A 17,571-nucleotide genomic window follows, 5' to 3' on the forward strand; every position below is an offset into this window, starting at 1 on the left:
GCCCGTTTATTAAAATATAAAATTTCCATTGGCTTTAGCCAAAACTTATATAATTGTATTTATAAACCACCCCGTCAAAAATTCTCCGAATTTTCGCCACCCCTACAGAGGATGGGAATATTTTGCCGTTCCATATATAGTAGTCAAAAATTTGAATTTGATACTTCGGTATGAAATATAGAAAATTTTATTCTCTCAAATAAAAATTAAGATCTGTGTAAATCCGTGAAATCTGTGGTAGATTATAATTTAATAGAAACAGGTGTTATTCTTTCAGAAAAATAAAAATTTACAAAAAATCTACAATTTCAAAAATCCCTGAGAAAAAAACGAAAATTTTTATAAACTTAAAATCACTCCATTTTCCTTCAATTGCTGCATGGGTTTTGAGAACCAGAACAACTCAAAATCTTCGAAATTTTCTTCAAATTGATTCTTAAGTTGCTGAACTGTAGGTTTTTTTGAATTTTCAATTGCGTTTTCCTCCAATACATTCATAAGCCATTCTGCCTTTTCTTGTTCCAGTTCTACCTTCACAATATTGGTTTTTAAGTGGAATGTAAGAAGCGTATACGTACCAGAATATTTCTTTTTATTTTTTACGCGATTCTCAGCGATTACATTTTTGGTTAAAAAGACAACTTTTGAATTTGCTTTCAGACTGAACTGTCCATCTTCCAAAAGACAATCATGAATATAATCCGGGTGAATGGTTGTTCTTGGAATTTTAAAATCAAACCACTCCTGAAGAGGCAATTCGAAATTGACACCATGCATATAATTGAATAAAGATTTCTTTAATCCAAAACTGAACTTGTTATGATCAATTCCGGTTTTGTCTTTAAAATCTATATCATTGTTGGCAAATGAGATTTCCTGCTTTAAGGGAACTACTCCAAAATCTTCCGGACTGATTCCTACAGGGGAATGGGCAGTCATGGCAAACTGATGCCAGAATCCACTTTGAAGAATTCCCATTTCAAACATCTGCCGAATCATTTCCAGAGAATCAACGGTTTCCTGAACGGTTTGGGTAGGGTAGCCATACATCAGATAGGCATGAACCATAATTCCGGCTTCTGTAAAATTTCTGGTTACGTTGGCAACCTGGTCTACAGAAACTCCTTTATCAATTAATTTCAGCAATCGGTCACTGGCTACTTCAAGTCCTCCGGAAACAGCAACACATCCCGAAAGTTTCAGGAGGTAACATAAATCACGGGTAAAACTTTTTTCAAAACGAATATTGGTCCACCAGGTAACAACAAGATTTCTTCGTAGAATTTCCAGAGCAACTTCCCTCATCAGAGCAGGTGGTGCCGCTTCATCTACAAAATGGAATCCTGTTTCACCTGTTGTCTTGATTAACTCTTCAATTCGGTCTACCAGAATTTTAGCAGAAATTGGTTCGTATATTTTGATATAATCTAAAGAAATATCACAGAATGTACATTTTCCCCAGTAGCATCCATGAGCCATGGTTAGTTTGTTCCATCTTCCGTCACTCCATAAACTGTGCATCGGATTAGCAATTTCGATAACGGAAATATATTGATCCAGTTTTAAATCTGTGTAATCAGGAGTTCCAATTTCAGACTGCTTGTAATCATGTCTTTTAGAATTGTTTTTGTAAACAACCTCTTTATTTTCGAGAAGGAAAGTTCTTTTAAATTCCCCTTCCTCAGAAGGTATTTCTAAATTCTGGTGAAGAAGCTCCAGCGGAACTTCGCCATCATCTAAAGTAATAAAGTCAAAGAATTCGAATACTCTCTGATCTTTCACTTCCCTTAATTCTGTATTGGGAAAACCTCCTCCCATAGCGGTTTTAATGTGTGGATAATGTTTTTTGATCCATTGTGCACATTTGAAACCAGAGTATAGGTTACCAGGAAATGGTACCGAAAAACAAACCAATTTCGGCTGAACGGTTTCTATTTTTTCACGAAGAATTTTTAACGTAAAGTCATCAATAAATGTGGGTTCACCGGATAATTTGGAATATAATTCATCAAAAGAATTGGCACTTTTTCCAAGACGTTCTGCATATCTGCTGAAACCAAAATCGGAATCAATATTCTCTACAATATAGTCTGAAATATCTTCTAAGTATAACGTTGCCAGGTGCTTGGCTTTATCCTGAAGACCCATATTTCCGAAAGCAAATTCCATATCATCCAACTGATTAAAACGTGAAGCTTCAGGTAAAAAATTCATACTGCAGATCTGTCTGGCCAGCGTAGGCGTCTTATCCTGTAAAAAGATAATAACCTGATCTATGGTTTTTAGATACTCTTCTCTTAGTGCATAAATTCTCTGGGAATTTTCTGAGACATTCTGAAGATCAATTTCTTTGTTGAAAATTTTCTGAATTCCGTCTTTTGAAAATAATTCCAAGATAACATCGATCCCCAAATCTACCTGATAGCTTGAAATATTTTTGGTATTTAAAAATCCTTTAATATAAGCCGTAGCAGGATAGGGAGTATTAAGCTGGGTAAAAGGCGGAGTAATAAGAAGCAGGTCTTTCAACAGAAATTTTTTGCAAAGTTATTCTAAAGTTTTTTTAGAAAAAAATTTTTTCTCCTGATTATACACCGTGAAGAAAAGTCTTTAGAATTCTGCATTATTACAATCTCTATGATAAAGAGAAGCTGTTAAAATAAATTGGCTGGTTTATTAAACAAAGCATCCGGAGAATTATTGTCAATAAAGTTCAAGAAAGAATCTTCATGAAAATATCCGTCTTCATCCAAAATTTCAGCTTTCAGAAATCCAATTTCACCAGGTCTTTCAATACTGATATTTTCAATAAACTTTCCTGTTTTTCCAATGATTTCATTATGAAAACTGATTAAATATCTTGAATATATATTTCCTTCAGCCACTGTATAATGTCCGTTTTCTGCAATAAGAGAGGTCATAATACTTCCTCCGATGTATGTTTCATTATCATTGCCCGAAGCTCCGAATAATACTTTGGAAGTAACATTCCCGGAACAGTATAATGAGCCGTTGACGATAATATTTTCAGCCTGTATATTACCTGTAACAATGAGAACAATGTAATCTTCCACAAACAGTTTTTTGGATAACTGAAGGTCACCTTCAATAAGAATTATTTTGTATCCTTCATCTTCAGTGGTAACCAGTTCAAGAGAAGTGCTGTTTTCATTTTCTATAAGAACAATTTCAGGAGCATTATCTTCATTATTGATATGCAGAGAAGCATCTTTGATCTTTTCTGCTGTTTCATCATCCAGCATTTCGAGAAATTCGGCAAGACTTTCTTCATCTAAATAGCTTTCATTGAAAAAATTATTTTCCAACGCTTCATGAGCGATGTTATACAGATTGTCCGATTTTTCTTTGAGCTTTTTATATAATTGATCTTTGGTGAGTTTTTGCAATTCTTTCATCAGTTTTTAAAAGTATATACATTAGTCTGATAGGAGAGGAAATACCTATTAATGGACAGATGCAATATAGTCAGATAAATTTTGTTATGCCAGAAAGTAAAGGATTTATTTTGTTAAATATATTCAGACATAATATTTTTTTATCTTAATATGATATTATTTTATCAATAAACGCACTTCTACGAACTCCTGTGTGGTATTTTATGATTTTTGATACAAAAAAGAACAAATTGGAATTAATATTTTGATATTGATTTTTTAGAGTCATTCATCTTTAAAATGTTCAGTGTATATCCGTTAAACATGACCTATTTTCTTTTGATCACCAATCACATTCAACGTAACTCCAAAAAGAATTAAAGTAATCCCGATCAACAGATTAGGAGTGAATTTTTCATGAAACATCAAAACACTTATCAGTACAGCAACTACAGGTTCCAACGCTCCTAAAATAGCAACAGGAGTAGAGCCAATATATTTGATAGCAAATACAAGGCATAAGCTGGAAATAACTGTAGTAAGAAAGGCAAAAATAAGGAAGTTTATGAAGATTTCTGTTGAAGGGATAGCAAATGATTCATTCGCCATCAAAGCTTTGGTCATAAAGAACATTGACGTGAAAAGCATAGAATAAAACGTAAGCTTAAATCCTGAAACCTTGATATTCGATTTGTTGACGATAACCATATATAAAGCATAAAACAGTGAACTGAGCATTACAATTCCCAGTCCTGCAAAATTGATTTCCAGTCCGTTTCCTTTTAAACATAAAACAATGACTCCTGCAAAAGCAAGAAGTAAAGAGGCTCCGGATAATTTGGTAAGCCTTTCTTTGTAAAAGAAAAGCATGATGAGTGCTACAATAATCGGATAAATAAATAAAACGGTAGAGGCAATTCCTGGCGTGAGGAAATCATATCCTAAAAACAGAAACTCCGAAGAAAGGGCATAGCAGATTCCAAGAATGGCCAGAATTAAAGCTTCCTTTTTATTGATTTTAAAACTTTCCTTCGAATACAGCAGATATCCTCCCACCATTAAAGCTGAAAAGAAAAACCTGTAAAACAGCGTGATATCCATTGAAAAGTGTGCCCGCTTAACAGGCAGAATAAAAATCGGAATCAGACCATATGAAACAGCCGACAGAATTCCCAGTGTGTAACCTCTAAGTTTCATTTGCTTTTATAGGTATTAAACAAAAAAGCCACTGAATCAATCAGTGGCTTTCTTTTATTTTTTAAGATTAAATCGGTTTAAAACTTAATCCTTGTTCCTGCAGTAATTTTTGTTCCTGCTCTTTGTAGTAGCCACCTACTAATTTATCATGAATTGCTTCAAACGCTGCCAGAGTTTCATTAATCTCTGCATCTGTATGAGAAGCGGTAGGAATCAATCTTAAAAGAATCATTCCCTTCGGAATGACCGGATATACTACCACAGAGGTGAAAATACCATAATTCTCTCTTAAGTCTTTCACCAATAGAGTAGCTTCTACCGGAGTTCCCTGCATCATTACCGGAGTTACACAAGTGTTGGTATCTCCAATGTTGAATCCTCTTTCTTTAAGCCCGTTTTGTAGTTTTTCAACATTCTCCCAAAGTTTAGCTTTAATCTCAGGTCTTGATCTCAATAGCTCCAATCTTTTTAATCCTCCGATTACCATTGGCATTGTAAGAGATTTTGCAAAGATTTGTGATCTTAGGTTGAATTTCAGATATCTGATGATTTCTTTGTCACCCGCAAGGAATGCTCCGAAACCTGCCATAGATTTAGCAAAAGTAGAGAAGTACACATCAATCTGATCGTTACAATCCTGCTCTTCACCCACACCGGCACCTGTTGTACCAAGAGTTCCGAAACCGTGAGCATCATCTACCAATAGTCTGAACTGATATTTTGATTTAAGGTCACAGATCTCTTTAATTTTTCCCTGCTGGCCTCTCATCCCGAAAACACCTTCCGTAATCACAAGAATACCACCTCCTGTTTCTTCAGCTACTTTAGTGGCTCTCTGAAGGTTTTTCTCAAGACTTTCCATATCATTGTGCTTGTAGGTAAATCTTTTACCGGAATGAAGTCTTACTCCATCCACGATACAGGCATGAGAATCCATATCATAAACAATGACATCATTTCTGCTCACCAAAGCATCAATGGTAGAAACCATTCCCTGGTAACCGAAATTCAATAAGTATGCTGATTCTTTTTGTACGAAGTCTGCCAGTTCTCTTTCCAACTGAAGGTGCTGATCTGTTTCTCCAGACATTGCTCTCGCTCCCATTGGATAGAACATTCCGTATTCTGCAGCCGCTTTTGCATCCGCTTCTATAACTTCAGGATGATTACACAGTCCTAAATAGTCATTGGCACTCCAGAAAATTACTTCTCTCCCCTGAAACTGCATTCTAGGGCCGATAGGTCCCTCTAATCTTGGGAAAATAAAATAGCCTTCACCATAATCTGCAAATTGTCCAAGTGGTCCTGGATTTTCTTTTATTCTTTCAAAAATATCCAACATTGTATCGTAATTTTTAAGTAAAAAAGCCTTTTTTGTCAGAACACGCAAAAGGCTTTATTTGTATCGTGATTTTATTCGTTCTTATTTGATAAACTCTGTTTTGAAAACTTCATCATAATTGTGAACACAATTATTGACAAATCCCTGCTCGGCCATCCATTTGTCACTGTATACTTTAGTGATGTATCTGGAACCATGATCAGGATATATTAAAACAATTAAGTCATTTTCTGTAAGCTCATGCGATTGAGCATACTGTATTAATCCCTGCGTTACAGCTCCGGTAGTATACCCTCCCATAATGGCTTCTTTCAAAGCAATCTCACGGGTTCTGTAGGCAGACATTTCGTCATTTACCCTTACAAATTCATCTACCTTGTCGAAAAGAAGGGCAGCAGGGATAAGGTTTTTACCCATTCCCTCAATCTGATAAGGATGTACGTCTTCTTTGTGTATTTCTCCTGTCTCATGATAGCTCTTTAGGATAGAACCATCTGCATCTACTCCAATGATTTTGATATCTGGATTTTTTTCCTTCAAAAACTTGGCAGAACCGGACAGTGTACCACCAGTTCCTGTGCAGGCAAAAAGGTGAGTGATCTTACCTTCAGTCTGCTCCCAGATCTCAGGACCTGTCGTCTGATAGTGTGCATCAATATTAAGCTCGTTAAAATACTGATTGATGTAAATAGAATTTGGAGTTTCCTGAGCGATTCTTTTAGCTACTTCATAATATGATCTGGGATCATCCGCCGGTACATTGGCTGGGCATATATACACCGTAGCACCCAATGCTTTCAGATAAGAAATTTTTTCAGGTTTTGTTTTATCACTTACTGCAAGAATACATTTATATCCCTTAATAATACATACCATCGCAATAGAAAACCCGGTATTCCCGGAAGTAGTTTCAACAACTACAGAATCTTCTTTTAAAAGGCCTCTTTTCTCTGCGTTTTCTATAATATGAAGTGCGATTCGGTCTTTGGTGGAATGTCCAGGATTATATGATTCTAACTTGGCGTATACGGTTGCTGGAATATCTTTTGTAACAGTATTTAGCTTCACCATAGGAGTATGTCCTATTAGGCCAAGAATATTATCGTAAACATTACTCATTATTTGTTATTTTCAATAAAAATCTGACTGCAAAAATACAAAAAAATAAATAATTACTAAACTTTTGTTTGATTTCTAGGACATAGTTTTGTAAAAAGTCATTTTCGTATTTACAGTTTTAACACGTCTATAATCTCAAATACTACGCCAAAATTTTTAAATTTTGTTAAAACCCGCATAAAATAAGATAAAAGCCTTATTTTCGCATAATTGATTTAATACTATGAAAAATTGGACTTTTAGGCAATGGAACACCGTTTCAGGATGGGTGATTTTCGTCATTGCATTTTTCACGTACTTGTCCACCATAGAACCCAATTTCAGTTTTTGGGATTGTGGCGAGTACATTTCTTCTGCAGTAAAACTTGAAGTAACGCACGCTCCCGGAGCTGCTTTATTCCAGATAGTGGGTGCCGTGGCAGCCATTTTTGCATTAGGGAAAGGTGAAAATTATTCTATCGTGATCAACGCGATGTCTGCATTGTTCAGTGCGCTGACTATTTTATTTTTGTTCTGGACGATCACTCATTTTGTGAGAAGACTTCTTAACAAAGATTTTGAAGAAATTACAAAACATCAGGAAATCTCTATTTTATTTGCCGGAGCGGTAGGAGCACTTTGCTTTACGTTCTCAGATACATTCTGGTTTTCAGCAGTAGAAGGTGAGGTTTACTCTATGGCTTCTATGTTTATCGCGCTTTTGGTCTGGTTAATCACCAAATGGGAGAATGAGTATCAAGCGGGAGACAGTGAAAGATGGATTATTCTTATTTTCTTTGTTTTAGGACTTTCTGTGGGAGTGCATATGATGTGTATGCTGGCAATCCCTGCAGTATGTCTGGTATATTATGCAAGAAATTATAAGTTTACCTGGAAAAACTTTATCTGGGCAAACCTTATTACCTTAGGAATTTTGATTATTGTTTTCAAAATTATCTTCCCTTTAATTATGACCATGTTCGGAAGACTTGAGATTTTCTTCGTAAATGGTCTTGGACTTCCTTTCCATTCCGGAACAATTGCAGCTTTTGTTTTAATGGTAGCGATTTGCTATTTCTTACTTAAGTATGCAAGAAAAGCAAAAAGAAACATCTATCAAACGGCTGCATTATCTGTAGTTTTCATGATGATCGGGTTCTCTTGCTGGATGGTTATTCCTATCAGAGCGAATGCTAACCCACCAATGAACCTTAATGATCCGGATACGGCAATTGGTATGCTGGATTATTATAACAGAGAGCAGTATGGTGACTGGCCAACAATCTATGGACAAAACTACACGGCATTCCTTGATGCTAACGGAATTGAAAAGAACGAAGACGGAAGCTTTAAGACACAGAAAACCGGGGAAATCTACGAAAAAGATGAAAAAACCGGAACATACAGAAAGACCGGAGACCGTTTCAATTATGTATTCAACAAGTCTCAGGTAAGCTTAATGCCGAGAATGTTTAATGAAGATAAGGATGTAATGGCGAACTATATTTCTATGTATGGTGCTCCCGATTTTACATTCAACTATGCGAATGAAGATGTAGCAGACAATCCACAGGCAAAGCAGATTTTTGATGAACTGAGAGCTAAATATGAAGATAAATCCATTACAGCTGCAGATTACCTGAAAGTAAAACCTTATAACCTGATCAATGTTCAGAAGCCTTCACTTCTTCAGAATATGGATTATTTTATCTCTTTCCAGAACGGATATTACTTTGTAAGATACCTGATGTGGAACTTCGTAGGAAGACAGAACGACCTTGAAGGAAACATGGAAAGCACAAAAGGAAACTGGATTTCCGGAATTCCTTTTATTGATAATGCTGTGGTAGGAAATCAGGATAAAATGCCTGCTAAATTCAAGAATGAAAGTACTGTAAAATTCTTCTTCCTTCCCTTAATTTTAGGATTAATCGGATTCTTTTTCCAATTAAACAGAGATTTCGGAAGATTCTATGCATTGTTATCTTTATTTATTTTAACAAGTGTAGGGATTGTTTTCTATACAGGGGTAAAACCTTTTGAACCGAGAGAAAGAGATTATGCAATGGTAGGTTCATTCTACGCATTTGCTATCTGGATTGGTTTAGGAGCCGGAGCAATTCTATGGTTCTTACAGTCTAAAATAAAATCAAACGGAGCCAACATTGCTTTAGGAGTGGTTTTATTGGGAGTACCTTTCATGATGGGCTTCCAGAACTATAATGTTCATGACAGAAGCAACAGATATACAGCTTACGATTACGCGTACTCTGTATTAAAATCATTACCGAAAAACGATATCCTTTTCGTTTACGGTGATAACGATACTTACCCGGTTTGGGCTATTCAGGAGACAGAACAGTTTAGAGATGATGTGAAGGTAGTGAACTTTACCCTTGCCTCAACTCCTTGGAACCTTGATCAGGTAAAGAGAAGAACGTACAATGCTATGGGAATCCCTAGCCAATTGACACACGAAGATTACAGAGATGGGGTAAATGACCAGATCTATATGATGAAGAAGGAAGATTGGGAAGGTGTTTTCTCTATGTTGAAAGAACAGGGAGCTCCGGACACAGAATTCCAGTCTTTCAGAAAATATCTTACTCAGGATTCTTTAACATTAAAACAGGCGATCGAATTCATTAAATTCAAATCTCCTGAAAAAGATGAATTATTGAAAATGTACTTCGGAGAAGAGAAATATGAAAAATATAACATTCTTCCTGTCAACAAATTCATTCTTCCTGTCAATAAAGAAAATGCTTTGAAAGCAGGAATCATCAACAAAGAAGATCTTCCTAACGTAGCGAATCAGATCATGATTACTTACAAAGGAAACACGCTTTACAAGAATAACCTGATTTTAATGGATCTTTTAGCGAACTTCGACTGGAAGCGTCCAATCAACTTCTCATCAGGAGGTATTTATGACAGCGAGAATATTTTCTATCTGAACGATTATCTTCAGTTTGACGGATTCAGTTACAGATTAATTCCTATCCAAACACCTCCGACAGCTGATGGGGATATGGGAAGAGTAGATGTTAATTCTCTTTATAACGTAGTGAAAAACTTCAGATGGGGGAACTTCAAGAACTTAAATGCTCACTTTGATGAAACAGCTACTTCTAATATCATCAGCTACAGAATGTCGGCGAGCAGAGCTGCTGCAGCACTTGCATTAAGCGGACAGAAAGCGAAAGCAATAGAAATTCTGGATCTGGCAGCCAAAGAAATTCCTGCTGAGAAATATAACGATCCACGTTCATTAAGTTCAATTGTTTCAGGATACATCATTGCAGGTCAGGAACAGAAAGGTCTTCAATTGGCTGAAGTACTTAAAAAAGGAATCTTTGAAGAGTATGATTATTATTTAAGCCTATCCAAAGCAGACCAAAGTTACTTAAGAAGACAAATGAGAACAAAACCAATGGAATATTCTCTTGTTGTTGCCGCAGTAACGGATGCGTACACAAAAATAGGACAGAAAGAAAAAGCATATGCTTATCTGGTAAAATCTATAGAGCCAATTGACAAGAAGTTCAATGTATTTATCAAAGATCTTCAGGAGATGGGTAGAGAAAAGGCAATGAAAGAGTCTGAAAATGTTCAGCAGATCACGCCATTCTATCAGTATTTATTTGATGTCATGGAACCTTATGATTCTACATATTCGAAAGAAAAAGAAAGTCAGATTACCAACGCAATCATCAAAGCAACAAAATAACATATTTTAAAACGGAACTTCGGTTCCGTTTTTTTATTTATTGGGAATCCTGAATATTAAGGTTATATTTGTACAATTAAAAATACATAATGGCTGAAACAAAAAATAGCAGGTTCCCAATCTATGCTGTAATTGCTACAGTTGCTTTTAAGCTTCTTTTTTTACTGACGCACTATATTCAGGAAGATGCTTTTATTACATGGAGAGTCGCTCAGAATTTGCTGGATTATGGAGTAATTGGTTTCAATGGTGATACCAAAATTTCTGCGTCTACAACCCATTTATACGTTTTCGTGTCTTATCTTTTCAATCTTGTTTTTGGAAAAGAATACTTTATTGAACCTCTTTTGATTTTCAATTCATTATTATTTACAATAGGAACTTTATTGTTATCTCATTTGGTTCTTAAAAACCCTTGGCATAAAGCCATCTTTATATTTCTGATCGGTATTTTGCCACCCTCTATTAAAATCTCAATTCTCGGAATGGAGTATGGGCTTTTGTTCTTCCTTGAGATGTCATTATTGTATTATGGATTTCATAAAGGTAAAAAGTGGGTATTGACTCTTCTGCCGGTTCTCATTATGTTTACCAGAATTGATACCGTAATCTTCCTGGGAATTGTATTTCTGGTAGATGTATTCTGGACCAAAAAATCAGATGGAATTATATTTTTGGCGGAATTTGGGGTGTTTTGTTTACAGTGGCTTTCAACTGGTTTTACTTCGGTGAACTGGTGAATAATACGATTACGGCTAAAAAACTTCTTTATAGCGAAAACCTTACGATTCAACAGCATATCGGATATTTTTTTAAGAGCTTCGGAAACTTCTGGGGAATGCTGAAAGTTCCGGGAGATTTCAATCCTATGACTGTTGTTATCTTGATTTTTGAACTGGTTTGTTTTATTTATCTGATCAGACAGAGAGAAAAGAGAAACTATTTTTTATGGATGATTTTCCTCTTTGGATGGGTTAAACAGATCATTTTTATTTCTCAGAAAAGTCTGTTCGACTGGTATTACTGGGTACCACAGCTTTTGCTTTTTGTTCCCATTCTTATTTTTGTATTGGAACAGAAAGAGAAGAGAAACCTATGGCTGTCATTACTTGTCATATTCTATATTTTCCCAATGCTTGTTTTCCAAACTGTTCACTGTATTGCAACAGGAAATGGAGAATGGAACTACCGCCGGACAATTGGAACATTCTTAAACCAATATGAAAAAGATAAAAATCAGTGGATTTTATTGGAACCCGCTGGTTATGTACCTTATTTCTCTGGGTTAAAGGCAATTGATGAAGTTGGATTGGTTGATAAACAAATCCAGGAAGAAATTAAAAAAGATAAGGTGAATTACTGGATCAATACCGTAAAAACAAGAAAGCCAAAGTATCTTCTTTCTTACGAAAATCTATACGAAGAAAAGAATCCAAACGCAGAGTATTATCAATCTCATTATAAACTTTTGAAAGAATTCCGTGTGAAAGATCATTTGAAAAGTGACAATAAAATTCTAGAAAAAATTTACAACCTGAAACCCTCCGGTACAGATTATAATTTGTACATTAGAGTTGATTAAAGGATTAAAATATTTAAAAATTGAAAGAATTCAGAAAAAAAAGTTTTATAATAACTCTTTCACTCTAATACTCTCAAACCCTCCGACCCAGCAATCACTGCAACTTAATATCTAAAACCTAATACCTGAAAAAAATGAAATACTGTGCTTTTCTCCGCGGTGTCAACGTAAAAGGAACCAATATGAAAATGGCTGATGTATGCCAGGTTTTTAAAGATGCAGGCATGAAAGAGGTGAGTTCTATACTGGCTTCCGGAAATATTGTTTTTTCTTCGGATAAAAAGGTAGAAGAACTGCAAACCATTTTGGAAAAAGCGATGTCAGATCACTTTTCTTATGAAGCCTTTTTGTTCGTGAAATCTCAGGCAGAAACAGAGATTTTCTGGAGCAGTATTCCTTTTGAAAAGACTGATGAACTTCATATTTATGGTTTTGTCGGAATTCCGGGAGTAGAAAAGGTTCTAATGGAAGAGTTTCAAAAAGCGGGACAGGTAGAAAATGAAAAGGCAGAGATCATCAATGATATATTTTACTGGCAGGTACCAAAAGGAAATACTTTAGATTCTACCTTTGGAAAAGTGCTGGGCAAAAAAAGCCTTAAAGATCAGTTTACCAGCAGAAATGTGAATACATTTGAGAAGATTTTGAAGAAATTCTAAATAAATTATTGCAGATGCTTTGACAGGCTCAGCATGACACCATTATAAATTAATTTTTAATGTACACGACACCAATATTTTTTTAATAAATCATCAGCTATTATATTTTTAAGGTTAATAAAACATATAGTATTAGAGCTGTCATGCTGAGCCTGCCGAAGCATCTCTCAATTTAATAACCGGAAATTCAAGAATACAAAACACTCAGAGACTATTGCAGCCATAGCCTGTTAAAGCAATCAAATAATTTCCATTTGTGAAACTTTCTCAGTATTTTTACTGAACTTTTTAATTACAACAAAATGATTCAGTATTTAGATAATATTTCACACAAAGATTCAAAAAACTTTTTCCTTATTGCCGGACCTTGTATTATTGAAGGGGAAGATATGGCACTAAGAATTGCTGAAAAAGTAATCAGCATCACCGATAAATACAATATTCCTTATATTTTCAAAGGAAGTTTCAAAAAGGCCAACAGGAGCCGTGTAGACTCTTTCACAACTATTGGTGAAGAGAAATCTCTTGAAATCCTTAAAAAAGTGGGAGAGACGTTCAATATTCCTACCACAACAGATATTCATGAGAATGAACATGCAGCTTTGGCAGCACAATATGTAGATGTTTTACAGATTCCTGCATTTCTTGTTCGCCAGACCGATCTATTGGTGGCTGCAGCACAAACAGGAAAATGCGTGACTCTGAAAAAAGGACAGTTCCTTTCTCCGGAAGCAATGAAGTTTGCAGTTCAGAAAATTACAGATTCCAATAACGAGAAAGTAGCCATTATTGAAAGAGGAAATTCATTCGGATATACAGACCTGATCGTAGATTACAGAGGAATTCCTACCATGAGAGAATATGCTCCGGTGATTTTGGATGTTACCCACTCTTTACAACAGCCTAATCAGAGTTCAGGAGTTACCGGAGGAAGACCGGATCTTATCGAAACTGTTGCCAAAGCAGGAATTGCAGTAGGTGCAGATGGAATTTTCATTGAAACACATCCTACACCGGAAACCGCATTATCTGACGGTGCCAACATGTTAAGATTAGATTTATTAGAAGATTTATTACAAAAATTGACAAGAATTAGAGAATCAATTTTGTAATTGTTAAAAAAACATTAATTTTAGAAATTCTAAAATATTTCTTTTGAAAAAACTAGTTTTACCGTTAAGCCTTATGGTCCCTGTACTGATTTTCTCCCAACACAGAAAAAAGATACAGTGACCACTAGAGTGACCGATATAGAGGAAGTTGTCTTCCAGAAAAAAGTAGCAGGAAGAACCAATGACCTTACCAATGTAAGAATTTCAGCGAAAGAAGCGAAATCAGTAGCTTCTATCAATGGAGGGATTGAAGGATTGCTTAAAACACTTCCTTCTGTAAACTCCAATACTGAGCTGTCTTCACAATACATGGTTCGTGGTGGAAACTATGACGAAAACCTTATCTATATTAATGATATTGAGATCTACAGACCTTTCCTGATCAGAAACTCTCAGCAGGAGGGGATGAGTATCATTAACCCTGATATGGTGTCTGCAGTGAATTTCTCTGCAGGTGGATTTGAAGCCAAGTACGGTGATAAAATGTCATCCGCTCTAAATATCTATTATCGTGAACCTGAAAAATTTGAAGTTTCAGGAGAAGCCAGTTTAATTGGAGGAAGGCTGACAACAGGGCTTGCTTCGAAAAACAAAAAGTTTACAGCTTTATTTTCCGGCAGATACAGAAACACCAATCTTGTTCTTAATACCTTAAAAGAAGATACGGATTTTAACCCGACATATTGGGATTTCCAATCTTATCTGAATTATCATGTGAGTGATAAATTTTCAATGTCATTCATCGGATATTATTCTAAGAATGATTATCAGATGATTCCTAAGGCAAAAAGTGTTACGTTCGGAAGTCTTCAGCAGCCTATTACTGTAAATATAGGCTATGGAGGTCAGGAAAATGACCAGTATAAAAATATGATGGGTACATTCTCCATGAACTATAAGCCAACAGACAAATGGAAGCTTACCTTGGATGCTTTTGCTTATCAGAACAGAGAAAGAGAATATTACACCATACAGTCGCAATATGAGCTGCAGACTTTTGATCCTGTAACTCAGCAGCCTGTGACTTCTTTTGATGTTGGAGGGCAGATAGAGCATGCAAGAAATGATTTATTTGTAAGAACGTATGGAACTCAGTTCAGGGCTAAATTTTCTCCCAATGTGAATACAGACTTTGAGGTTGGGTTTAAATATGAAAAAGAAAACCTGAAAGATCTTACCAATGAATGGAAATTGGTAGATTCTGCAGGATATAGCATTCCAAGACCGGAAGTGATTGATCCGAGAACCGGAACTACAGGAGATCTTAAGCTGGCTTACTATATTGCCGGACAAAATAATATTGAACCGACAAGGCTTTCTGCCTATGCTCAGTATTCGCAGAAGTTTTATTGGGGAGCCAGTAAAGTATTTGTGAATGCCGGAGTACGTGTTGCCAACTGGAGCTTTAATAAGGAGACTATTTTCTCTCCAAGAGCTCAGTTTGCGATAAAACCTGATTGGGAAAGCGATATGTTGTTCAAAATTTCAGGGGGAATCTATTATCAGTCTCCTTTCTATAAAGAGATCAAGGATTTAGATGGTAATTTTAACTCTAATATAAAATCGCAGCGTTCTATTCAGGTAATTCTTGCCAATGACTATGAGTTCCAGATGTATGACAGACCATTTAAACTGACTACAGAACTTTATTATAAGAAAATGGATAACCTGATCCCCTATTACATGGATAATGTAAGAATCCGTTATTCAGGGCAGAATAATTCTAAAGGATATGCCTATGGTATCGATACAAGATTATTCGGAGAATTTGTGCCTGGAGTAGATTCTTGGTTGTCTGCAAGTTATGCCAGAGTATATGAAAATATTGATGGAAAAGGAGATATCCCGAGACCTACCGATCAAAGGTTGAGGTTTGCCATGTTCTATCAGGATTATATGCCAAGCTTCCCGTCTATGCGTGTAAACCTTACTTTGGTGTATGCTATGGGATTACCAACAGGAGCTCCTGTATTGTTCAACAGTAATGGGCAGCCTGATTTTAATGCTGCTTATAATTATCAGCAGACACTTCCTTCTTATAAACGGGTAGATTTAGGATTAACGAAAGTATTCATCGATCCGAAAGAAAAAAATAAGAGATCAGGTTTCTGGGGTAATTTTGAAGAACTGACATTAGGTGTTCAGGTTTTCAATGCTTTTAATATCAATAATACTGTTGCGAACCAATGGATCACAGATTATAACAGTAATTATATGTATCCTGTTCCGGTACGTCTTACAGGGCGTTTCTTTAATGTGAAACTGGAATTCAAACTATAGAATTGAGATCAAAAAATAAAATAAAAAGCTTTCGAAATTTTCGGAAGCTTTTTTATTTGCCAGAATTTTATAACAACATTACCAAATTCTATAACAACAGTGTCAGAGATATTTTTATCTTTGTCTTACTAATGAAAAAGATTCTTGCCATATTGTTTTCTGTTTTCTACTTCGGTTTTTCTTCCGGAGCAGCTTTCAGCATTCATTATTGCATGAAAGAATTTGTTTCTGTAAGTCAGAAAGCAGATGACATCTGTGCGAAATGTGGCGTTAAGGAAAAAAAGGGATGCTGTAAAACGGAGATCAAAATCGTAAAAATAGACGATTCCCAGAAATCTGATTATCTGAATGTTGATTTTTTAAGTGCAGTTTCAGAGATTCCGGTGGAACACCAGTTTGTGGTTATTGACAAGTCTTTTTCTGCAACCAAATTTACCCAGATTCAAATTAATGCACCGCCCGAATACAGGCCGGTACCTATCTATATCAATCATTGTAATTTTAGAATTTAGAATCCGTCAGTCGTTTCCGGTATAAAAAATATACTGTCACAGGCGACATGTCTTGACGCATTTACTGTTGCGTTACCTATTATTCTTTATTAAAAATTAATTCTAAAATTTAAAACAATGAAAAAATATATCATCACAGCAGCATTATCATTATTCTCAATCGTTTCATTATCAGCGCAGTCTAAAAGGGATGCTCGGGTTTCTAAACTGTATCAGAACTACATCGCTATTAAATCTGCCTTAGCTTCAGATGATGCTGACAAAACTTCAAAAGCTGCAACAGAATTCATTAAAACTGCTTCTACCGTTGATTATAAAGTAGTTTCTGAAGGAAATCTTAATGTGCTTAGAAAAGATGCTTCTGCTATTTCTGATGCGAGAACTATTGCCGCACAACGAGAAACCTTTTTAAATCTTTCGGACAATATGATTGCTTTGACCAAGCAGTTCAAGCTTTCTGATAAACCAGTGTATGTTCAATATTGCCCAATGGCAGACGGCAGCTGGTTAAGCAATGAAAAACAGATCGTTAATCCATACTATGGAAAGTCTATGCTTTCTTGCGGAAGTGTAAAGTCGGAAGTCAAATAATTACTATATTATTCTTTAAAATAATAAGTTGCATGGCTTAAATTATAATTAACTTTAAGCTGTGCAGCTTCTA

13 protein-coding genes are annotated in these 17,571 nt (G+C 35.6%); 8 read left to right on the top strand and 5 right to left on the bottom strand.

Annotation, left to right across the window (positions count from 1 at the left end; all coding sequences use genetic code 11):
* Nucleotides 1-339 precede the first annotated feature (339 nt).
* The 5 genes from BOQ62_RS13185 to BOQ62_RS13205 form a co-directional block, all read right to left on the bottom strand.
* Nucleotides 340-2,529, bottom strand: a complete 2,190-nt coding sequence (locus BOQ62_RS13185; protein WP_129040151.1) for a B12-binding domain-containing radical SAM protein — start codon at nucleotides 2,527-2,529, stop codon at nucleotides 340-342.
* Between the two features lie 125 nt (nucleotides 2,530-2,654).
* Nucleotides 2,655-3,416: a hypothetical protein gene (locus tag BOQ62_RS13190; protein WP_129040153.1), complete on the bottom strand. Its 762-nt coding sequence runs from the start codon at nucleotides 3,414-3,416 to the stop codon at nucleotides 2,655-2,657.
* Nucleotides 3,417-3,713: 297 nt separating this feature from the next.
* Complete coding sequence (locus tag BOQ62_RS13195; protein WP_129040155.1) at nucleotides 3,714-4,592, bottom strand: DMT family transporter; 879 nt, start codon at nucleotides 4,590-4,592, stop codon at nucleotides 3,714-3,716.
* Between the two features lie 67 nt (nucleotides 4,593-4,659).
* The gene (locus tag BOQ62_RS13200; RefSeq protein WP_185146799.1) at nucleotides 4,660-5,931 is read right to left on the bottom strand and encodes an aminotransferase class I/II-fold pyridoxal phosphate-dependent enzyme; all 1,272 of its coding nucleotides are present in this window, start codon (nucleotides 5,929-5,931) and stop codon (nucleotides 4,660-4,662) included.
* A gap of 84 nt (nucleotides 5,932-6,015) precedes the next feature.
* Nucleotides 6,016-7,053, bottom strand: a complete 1,038-nt coding sequence (locus BOQ62_RS13205) for a PLP-dependent cysteine synthase family protein (RefSeq protein WP_129040159.1) — start codon at nucleotides 7,051-7,053, stop codon at nucleotides 6,016-6,018.
* 223 nt (nucleotides 7,054-7,276) lie between these two features.
* Here BOQ62_RS13205 and BOQ62_RS13210 point away from each other — a divergent pair, with 223 nt between their 5' ends.
* From BOQ62_RS13210 to BOQ62_RS13240, 8 genes are all read left to right on the top strand, one after another.
* Nucleotides 7,277-10,762 carry a DUF2723 domain-containing protein gene (locus tag BOQ62_RS13210; protein ID WP_129040161.1) on the top strand — a complete coding sequence of 1,162 codons (3,486 nt, stop codon included), beginning with the start codon at nucleotides 7,277-7,279 and terminating at the stop codon, nucleotides 10,760-10,762.
* A gap of 89 nt (nucleotides 10,763-10,851) precedes the next feature.
* Nucleotides 10,852-11,502, top strand: a complete 651-nt coding sequence (locus BOQ62_RS23285) for a hypothetical protein (protein ID WP_228414076.1) — start codon at nucleotides 10,852-10,854, stop codon at nucleotides 11,500-11,502.
* Nucleotides 11,466-12,344, top strand: coding sequence for a hypothetical protein (locus BOQ62_RS23290; RefSeq protein WP_228414078.1), 879 nt, complete (start codon nucleotides 11,466-11,468; stop codon nucleotides 12,342-12,344). The genes BOQ62_RS23285 and BOQ62_RS23290 overlap by 37 nt, the downstream gene beginning before the upstream one ends.
* A 134-nt stretch (nucleotides 12,345-12,478) precedes the next feature.
* Nucleotides 12,479-13,003: a DUF1697 domain-containing protein gene (locus tag BOQ62_RS13220; RefSeq protein WP_129040163.1), complete on the top strand. Its 525-nt coding sequence runs from the start codon at nucleotides 12,479-12,481 to the stop codon at nucleotides 13,001-13,003.
* A gap of 302 nt (nucleotides 13,004-13,305) precedes the next feature.
* Nucleotides 13,306-14,115, top strand: a complete 810-nt coding sequence (kdsA, locus tag BOQ62_RS13225) for a 3-deoxy-8-phosphooctulonate synthase (RefSeq protein ID WP_047374570.1) — start codon at nucleotides 13,306-13,308, stop codon at nucleotides 14,113-14,115.
* Between the two features lie 117 nt (nucleotides 14,116-14,232).
* A complete protein-coding gene (locus BOQ62_RS13230) occupies nucleotides 14,233-16,395 on the top strand; it encodes a TonB-dependent receptor plug domain-containing protein (RefSeq protein ID WP_228414080.1) in 2,163 nt (720 codons plus the stop codon).
* A 131-nt stretch (nucleotides 16,396-16,526) separates the two neighbouring features.
* Nucleotides 16,527-16,907 (top strand): HYC_CC_PP family protein, encoded by a 381-nt coding sequence (locus tag BOQ62_RS13235; protein ID WP_228414082.1) that lies wholly within the window; start codon nucleotides 16,527-16,529, stop codon nucleotides 16,905-16,907.
* A gap of 117 nt (nucleotides 16,908-17,024) precedes the next feature.
* Complete coding sequence (locus BOQ62_RS13240) at nucleotides 17,025-17,498, top strand: DUF3347 domain-containing protein (RefSeq protein ID WP_129040165.1); 474 nt, start codon at nucleotides 17,025-17,027, stop codon at nucleotides 17,496-17,498.
* The last annotated feature ends 73 nt before the right edge of the window (nucleotides 17,499-17,571 follow it).

This window comes from Chryseobacterium sp. CH21, from assembly GCF_004119445.1.
Lineage (GTDB): Bacteria > Bacteroidota > Bacteroidia > Flavobacteriales > Weeksellaceae > Chryseobacterium.